The organism is Microvirga sp. jy35 (assembly GCF_056148915.1).
Window position 1 is genome coordinate 40,850 of record NZ_JBWBEW010000040.1, and the last position, 7,248, is coordinate 48,097.

The following is a 7,248-nucleotide window of genomic DNA, read 5'->3' on the forward strand; positions in this document are numbered from 1 at the left end:
CCTGACACAGGTCAAGCGAAGGCTGGACAAGGGCGCTGGTTACGCGGCTGCGCCGAACAGGGTAGTAATGAAGTCACGCTGAGCGCCCATGTCATTGGGTGGTACGCCGACGACCTGTCCCTTGCGGATCATCGCCATCGCCTCATAGCCGGCAATCGTCTGTGAGGCAGACACGAAGCTCTTGAACCCCAGCCCAGGCCTGACCAGCCGCTTGATCCGCCGGTGATCCTGCTCGACGATGTTGTTCAGGAACTTCACCTGTCGGAGTTTGGCGAACTGCCAGAGCTCTCCGGCACGTTTCATAGCCTTCGTCGCTAAAGGATAGGCTGCATTTTTGTCGACCGTGATGGTCCGCGGATTGACTGTATGTGCCTGCTTCAAGGCTTTCCGAAGAAGCGCTTGGCAGCAGCCGCATCACGCTTAACCGAAAGGAGAAAGTCAATCGTCTGTCCGGCCGCATCGACTGCACGGTAGAGATAAACCCACGCGCCCTTTACACGAATATATGTCTCGTCCACGCGCCAGGAGCCATTGGTCATGCGCAGGTGCGGACGGACGCGCTTGTCCAGTTCGGGAGCGTAAACCTGAATCCAGCGAAAGAGGGTCGTGTGGTCCACCTTAACGCCGCGGTCCGCAAACATCCGCTCGAGATCACGATAGCTGATGGGGAACTGCAGATACCAGCGCACCGCCCATAGGATGATCTCCGCCGTGAACTGCCGACCCTTGAACGGGTTCTTCTTACCTGCCGTCACCTTGAGACCCTCTCAACCCAGCCTGGGTGGTGGGAAGCTTCAAAGCTGCAACAGAACCGTTTTTTGCGCCAATGATCTCCTGGCGACGGGCGCTCTTCTTGAGGCCTCTAGGCGTCGTCTCCGTGTCCCGAGCGATATTGCGATCGCAGGATTTGGGGACAGCGACTTGGCGGCCGAAATCCCGCCCGGCTTGACGATCATTAAAATGGACTGTCGTCAGATCGGCTGCCGCGCTGGCGAGATGCTGCTTGCGCGCTTGAGCGGCGAAACAACAGACGTGTCTAGCGAGACTGTCACGTTAGAGCTCGTTAAACGCGGGAGCACATAAAGTCGTGCGCCGACAATTCTCTCATCGAATTTGGCGAGGAACTTGCAATGACACCTGAAGAGAAGCTAACTGCCCTTGGTCTGACGCTGCCTGAAGCGCCAAGTCCGGTTGCCAACTACGTACCGTATCGTTGGGCGGGTAATCTGCTATTCCTATCAGGGCAGGGGCCTAAGCGTTTTGACGGGACATATCGTCCAGGGCGCCTTGGAAGAGATATCTCAATCGAAGAGGCCTATGAAGAGGCTCGCCTCACAGGCCTCAATCTCTTGGCTGTTGCAAAATCGGCGCTCGGTGAGCTCAATCGGATCGAGGCTGTTGTCAAGTTGCTTGGCATGGTAAACGCCGAAGCAGACTTCTCTGATCATCCGAAGGTGATTAACGGATGCTCAGACCTTTTAGTCGATGTTCTCGGAGATGCTGGTCGCCATGCACGTTCCGCCGTCGGTATGGGGTCGCTGCCCAATCGAATGGCAGTAGAGATTGAGGCAATCCTTCTGGTCAGACCTTGAGCTTTTGGGAAGGCCTGGCCATTGGTGATGTCACGTTAACCTGGGGAGACCACAACAAGCCCTGCTTTGCCGATTTCAGGCGAGCACGCCCGCCGCGGCTTTCCATTGCACCATTGCGTTGAGGCGGTGAAGGTGGGTGGCGAGGGCAGAGCGGCTGGAATGGGGTGGAACGAACAAGTTTCTGACGGCAGAAAAGACCGAGGTGAACCGCTGCAGGCCGCCTGCGGACCGAAAACCCTGCATCATCCGCTCTCGTTTTCGAAACGGAACATGCGAGTTCTCAGCCCTGTTGTTCACGCCCTTATGCGACCAGTGGTCGACCCGTGACATAACCTCCCGCTTGGCGGCTCCGTAGGAGGGGAGCCTATCGGTGATGATGCGCTTGGGTGCCACGCCCTGCTTCTTCAACAGACGCCTCAGCAAGCGCTTGGCCGCCTTGGTCTTGCGGCGGGTCTGCACGATCTAGTCGAGCACGTAGCCATCCTGGTCGACAGCCCTCCACAACCAGTGCTTCTGACCGGCGATGGTGACCACGACCTCGTCGAGATGCCAGACATCATGGCGGCTCGGCGTCTTGCGACGGAGGCGGCGAGCATAGTCTGGGCCGAACTTCAGCGCCGACCGGCGGACTGTCTCATAGGAGACGAGGACGCCCCGCTCGAGCAGCATCTCCTCAACCAGCCGCAAGCTTAGAGGAAAGCGAAAGTACAACCAGACAGCGTGGGCGATGATCTGAGGTGGGAAGCGGTGACGTTTGTAGCTGACAGACCTGCTCATGCCGGCCCGTCTACACGGTCGTAGTTAAACCTGAGTTAACGTGACAACGCCAGCTTCCGCATCACGGGCGAAAAGTCCGGGGAGGGCGGCTGGTCATCTTAAGGTCCATAAATGGGTTCTGCACTCTGGATCATGCCGCATGTGAACTGGACCGGCGCTGCTACAACCGCAGTGTAAGAAAGGCGCTGCCTCGGTCCTGAAAGCCAAGGCGTCGGTAGAAGCCCTCAGCGCGGTTTCCGGCAACGACTTCAAGATGAAGGGCAGCACAGCCCACCTCCCGTGCAAAGCCGATCAGCGCATCCATGACGAAGTGCCCCAGACCCTGGCCTCGTTCAGAGGGGATGATATAGAAGTCGTCCAGGAACACGTCGCGCCCACCTAGCTCGACCGAATAGCCAAAGCACAGGACAGCGTAGCCGATCAGGCCGGAAGAACCTTCGATCTTGAACACAAGGCCATAGGTCTGGTCATCCAGAAGGTGCCCGAGGGCACGCTCGCCCTGGTCGCTGAGGGGATGGCCATCTTCTGCATGGAAGGCCCGTGCCAAGCTGAGGATGGCAGGCGCGTCCGTTTGATCCGCAATAATGAGGCGATGACCGAAGGCGTCCAGTCCTGGTGGATGTGATGTGCTCATGACGACATCATCCCATGATCGCTTTGGCACCGGGATACCAAATTGCACCAGCCGTTTTGATGCAACCTCAGCGGCGGGGCTTGCTTGAAGGAATAGCCAGCACCGTCTCCGTGAGTGAAGTCTGCCCGCCGCGATCTGTGTGAGCATAGGTGCCGGGGAGAACCTTCTCAACACGGATGCGGATTTTGCGGTAACACTCACAGGTGGCCTGTTCGAGAGCCGCGCGGTCAGTCACGACGATGCCGCCTCGGCGCTGCTCGATAAGGCCGGAGGTTTGAAGGGCACGCAGGACGGTGCTGACCGTGGAGCGCTGGACCCTAAGCATCTCGGCCAGTGTTTCATGGGTCAGGGGCAGGGTGTCCTGATCCAGCCGGTCATGAGTGGTGAGAAGCCAGCGGCAGCACCGGGCCTCGACCGAGTGGAGGGTATTACAGGCCACGGTGTGAAACGCTTGGGCGAGGAGCGCCTCGTTGAAAGCGGCTACCAGCCGTCGCAGCCGGGAGCGCAACACGAGAACCCCGCGCATTTGCTTGATCGGAATCCGCGAGGCGGTGCCTGCGACCAGCACCACATAGCGCCCGAGGGCTTCTCCGCTAATCATGGCACTCAGGAGGCCAATCAGCCCCTCCCGCCCGAATAGCGCCACTTCGGCTACACGCCCGTCCTCCATGACATCGACAAGGGAAACGACGGCATCATGCGGGAAGTAGGTGTGTTGAATGGTTTCGCCAGCCTCGTAGAGCACTATGCCCCTTGGTAGGTCGACGATCTCAAGGTGCGGTTCCAGCGCGGCAAAGTCGTTAGGCTCCAGGACCGCCAGGAGACGATTAGCTCGATGATCTCGTTGCGGAATCTTTGCCAAGATGCGGCTACATCGCTCCTATGGGTCTATGAGCGTAACGCAGAACCGTACGCTTAAGCTTATCACGAACAGGTGAGAACTGGTGATGCTGTAGGGTTATTCAACGGGTGGTAGAGAAAGGGCATCTTCGGCCTTGGCAAAGTTGAAGACTAGAGTTTATGCGGTAAGATTAGAAACGCCAAGCGGGGAGGGGCCGTATGACGACAATGACCGTCAAGTTGCGTGGCATTCCTGAAACGGAAGCGTCAGTTGGTTGGGCAGGCGCTCACTCTGTGATCGTGGACCGTCCAGAGGGACGGGCAGGTGGTCAAGGGCTTGGGTTTAATGGTGGGCAATTGCTTGGACTTGCTATCGGCAGGTGCTTTTGCAATGACCTTTACTATGTCGCTCATGAGATGGGCATCCGGCTGTCATCGGTCGCGGTTGATGTGACGGTGACATTTAACGGCAATCCGCTCCTTGCGACCTCGGCGGAGATGCAGGTTGCCATTGAGGCTGCGGACGCGGACTCAGATTTGGACGCTCTTGTTCAGCGTGCGAGGCAAACATCTATCGTAAGCAATTCAATCTCTCGTGGAGTTCCCGTCAGTGTCTCAGTCAAGTAGCGAAAAGAGCTCGCCACTTCGCATCTTGCTATAGGTTCTTCTTAGGGTCACGGTACCTGACGTGACCCTTGAGGCTATGAACGGCGGCAGTGGTTAAGGAGACAGACGAGAGAACCTGAGCCAATCAACTCTCAGGTATACCTGCCTTGCTCAGTCCTTCCGCAACAAGCGGGCCATACGGATATTTCCGCAGCATGTTCCGAACCAAGCTGACTGTGAGCGGCGGTGCAGCGAGGGATTTCCGCTGTGCTAAAAGCGTTTCCGTCTGGTCTAAGATTCCCAGATTGCCATAGCAGCTAATCAGCGCAGCGTAATGAGTAGGGACATTTGGAAATGCGACAATGCCTCTGCGAAGATAGGGAAGCGCATCCTCAAAACGACCACTGACCATGAGCGTAAAGCCGTGGAACCATTCATAGAAGCTTAGGAATGTGTCCGCCGGGCTGAGGCGAAGAGCCGTCTGCGTCTCCGCGACAGCATCATCGAACCTTCCGGCCCGAGCCAATGCCCATCCGTAGATCGTGTGGGCCAACGCAAAACTCGGGTTGACCCGCAGGGCAGCTTCGAGTTCCGGCAAAGCGCGTTCGTGCTGACCATCGGCGCTGACACACAGACCCAACATCATGCGAGCCCACGGCTCGCTAGGGTCGAGAGCAAGCGCCTGTTCCGCATGGCGTTGGGCCTCGGCAATCCCTTCTTCGCCATCAGGAAGCCAGAAGTTGTAGTATGCCCACCACACAGCCCAGCTTAATATTGCATGGGCCTTCGCATAGGTAGGCTCTATCGCAATGGCCCGTTCAAGAAGAGATCGCGCCTCTTCATTTTCCTTGCGTCCCAGCTTGCTGATTAACCCGATTGAGCGGACAACGAGACCCCATGTGCTGATGTTCTCAGGTGACTGGCTGGCGATCCGAGCACCTTCCTCGGCATACAAGTGTGGCTCGATAGCAGCGACGACACTTGCTGTGATCTCGTCTTGAACCGCAAAAACATCGTCAAGCTGCCTGTCGTAGCGTTCGGCCCAGATGTGCCTGCCACTCGCCGCCTCGATCAACTGGCCGGAGATACGAATGCGGTTGCCTGCCACCCTCACGCTGCCTTCGAGCACATACCGAACGCCCAGGTCCTGACCAACCTGACGAAGATCCACCGCCTTACCTTTGTAGGTGAATGTGGAATTGCGAGCGATCACGAACAGCCACTTCAAACGCGAGAGACCTGTGATAAGATCTTCGGTCATGCCGTCCGCGAAGACCTCATGCGCTGGATCGCCGCTCATGTTGATAAAGGGAAGGACAGCAATGGAGGGTTTGTCGGGGAGTGGAAGTGGTTTAGAGCGCTCTGTTCCGGCTGAAGCAGATGAAGTGTCATTGAGCGTATATGCTCGGACGGCCTCCTCGATATTCTTGACCTGCTGTGGTCCTCGATCTGTGAATGCAAACGGCAGGGCCTTTCGCACATACCCATGAGCAGTCTCGGATAGGCAAATGCCACCCGGCTCAGCAATGCTTTCCAGCCGGGCTGCTATGTTCACACCGTCCCCGAGCAGGTCGCCTGCGCGTACCATCACGTCACCGACATGCACGCCGATCCTAAACTGAAGGCCCTCTAACTCGGGCTTGCTCGCATTGACGGACGCAAGCGTGTTCTGAATCTCGACAGCACATCGGACTGCATCAACGGCACTCGGGAACTCAGCCAGCACGCTATCACCTGCGGTGTTGGCAATGCGGCCGGCGTGCTCGGCAATGAGACGGTCCATGATCTCGCGATAGGCAGTCAGGGTTCTGAGGGTCTGGACCTCGTCCTGCTCCATGAGGCGTGAATAGCCTGCCACGTCAGCCGCAAAGATGGCTACCAGCCGTCGTTCGACCTTGTGCTCCTGCGGACCCATTAGACCCCCGGTGCAGTTCTGGGCAGATTCTGAGGCGGGGAGGATGGCCTGTCCAGCCTATTCCGAGTTTCGCCGAGACAATCAGGAGAAGACCCGCCGGAACGGGTCTTCAAAGCTCGCGAGCCTCAGTTCTCAGGTGCTGGCTGCGAGTCAGGAACCTCGGGTGGGCTCACCTGAAATGCAACAAACTTCAGGGGTGTCTGGCCCTTATTGGTCGCGCGCATGACCGTGTTGATCGGCTCCAAGTATGCTTCGCCAGCCTTGGTAACAATTGGGTCCTTCCCCCTAATCTCGACCGTTAACGTGCCTTCGATCACGTAAACGACCACAGGGGTCGGATGGGTGTGCCATCCCCCGATCTTGCCCGGTTCAAGGGTTGCAGTCTCGACCCGCGCCTCAAGTTGGTCAGCTTTCGGGAAATTGGTGGTGACCTCCTTGAGAATGAAAGGTGAGGGCGGTGGTGATTTCTGTTGCGCCTGGGCAGATAAGGCAACGCACGCACAGGCGATTCCGAGAACGATGCTCTTCATATCGTGCTCCTCCCTGTGAGGGATGAGCATTATAGCATCAATCCAGTTCTCGTTGAGCTTGGAGTTCGAAGCCAGCTAGACCGCTAAGATCTTTGACAATCTTGGGAGTTCCCAAAGGCTTTCAGGGTATCTGGCTCGGATGGAGGTCGATCTCGGGGACAGCAAGCAGGCTGGATGTCAGAGGGGCACAGTCTTCCCACCCCGTACAACTGTGAGCTTCCGCATCAATGGCGGGAGATCCGGGGAGGGCGGCTGGTTGTCTCTATGTAGACGAAGCGCAGCGGCCAGGTCATTGAGCTGGCGTTAGCTGATGAGGTCCTCGTTACAAAGCTCTTCGGCTCCATTAACGGCAGG

At 57.7% G+C, this 7,248-nt stretch carries 7 protein-coding genes and 2 pseudogenes; 3 read left to right on the forward strand and 6 right to left on the reverse strand.

Going from position 1 to position 7,248, the window contains the following annotated elements; translation table 11 throughout:
- Window positions 1-39: 39 nt before the first annotated feature.
- A pseudogene (locus tag AC0QTX_RS22220) lies at window positions 40-755 on the reverse strand (IS6 family transposase).
- On the opposite strand from AC0QTX_RS22220, the gene AC0QTX_RS22225 reads away from it, so the two are divergent.
- The gene (locus AC0QTX_RS22225; RefSeq protein WP_474606002.1) at window positions 700-1,083 is read left to right on the forward strand and encodes a substrate-binding domain-containing protein; all 384 of its coding nucleotides are present in this window, start codon (window positions 700-702) and stop codon (window positions 1,081-1,083) included. The pseudogene AC0QTX_RS22220 and the gene AC0QTX_RS22225 sit on opposite strands and share 56 nt — an antisense overlap.
- A 47-nt stretch (window positions 1,084-1,130) precedes the next feature.
- On the forward strand, window positions 1,131-1,592 hold the full coding sequence (locus AC0QTX_RS22230; protein ID WP_474606003.1) for a RidA family protein: 462 nt from the start codon (window positions 1,131-1,133) through the stop codon (window positions 1,590-1,592).
- A 75-nt stretch (window positions 1,593-1,667) separates the two neighbouring features.
- On the opposite strand, the pseudogene AC0QTX_RS22235 reads toward AC0QTX_RS22230, so the two are convergent.
- The 3 genes and pseudogenes from AC0QTX_RS22235 to AC0QTX_RS22245 all read right to left on the reverse strand — a co-directional run bounded on the left by AC0QTX_RS22235 (window position 1,668) and on the right by AC0QTX_RS22245 (window position 3,865).
- Window positions 1,668-2,369: pseudogene (locus tag AC0QTX_RS22235) on the reverse strand (IS6 family transposase).
- Window positions 2,370-2,529: 160 nt separating this feature from the next.
- Window positions 2,530-3,003 (reverse strand): N-acetyltransferase family protein, encoded by a 474-nt coding sequence (locus AC0QTX_RS22240; protein ID WP_474606004.1) that lies wholly within the window; start codon window positions 3,001-3,003, stop codon window positions 2,530-2,532.
- Between the two features lie 67 nt (window positions 3,004-3,070).
- Complete coding sequence (locus AC0QTX_RS22245; RefSeq protein WP_474606005.1) at window positions 3,071-3,865, reverse strand: Crp/Fnr family transcriptional regulator; 795 nt, start codon at window positions 3,863-3,865, stop codon at window positions 3,071-3,073.
- A gap of 197 nt (window positions 3,866-4,062) precedes the next feature.
- Between AC0QTX_RS22245 and AC0QTX_RS22250 the strand changes: the two genes are divergently transcribed.
- Window positions 4,063-4,470, forward strand: coding sequence for an OsmC family protein (locus AC0QTX_RS22250; RefSeq protein WP_474606006.1), 408 nt, complete (start codon window positions 4,063-4,065; stop codon window positions 4,468-4,470).
- Window positions 4,471-4,594: 124 nt separating this feature from the next.
- Here the strand turns inward: AC0QTX_RS22250 and AC0QTX_RS22255 are convergent, their stop codons facing one another.
- Window positions 4,595-6,364, reverse strand: coding sequence for an adenylate/guanylate cyclase domain-containing protein (locus tag AC0QTX_RS22255; RefSeq protein ID WP_474606007.1), 1,770 nt, complete (start codon window positions 6,362-6,364; stop codon window positions 4,595-4,597).
- A gap of 125 nt (window positions 6,365-6,489) precedes the next feature.
- Window positions 6,490-6,894: a cupin domain-containing protein gene (locus AC0QTX_RS22260; RefSeq protein WP_474606008.1), complete on the reverse strand. Its 405-nt coding sequence runs from the start codon at window positions 6,892-6,894 to the stop codon at window positions 6,490-6,492.
- Window positions 6,895-7,248: the final 354 nt, after the last annotated feature.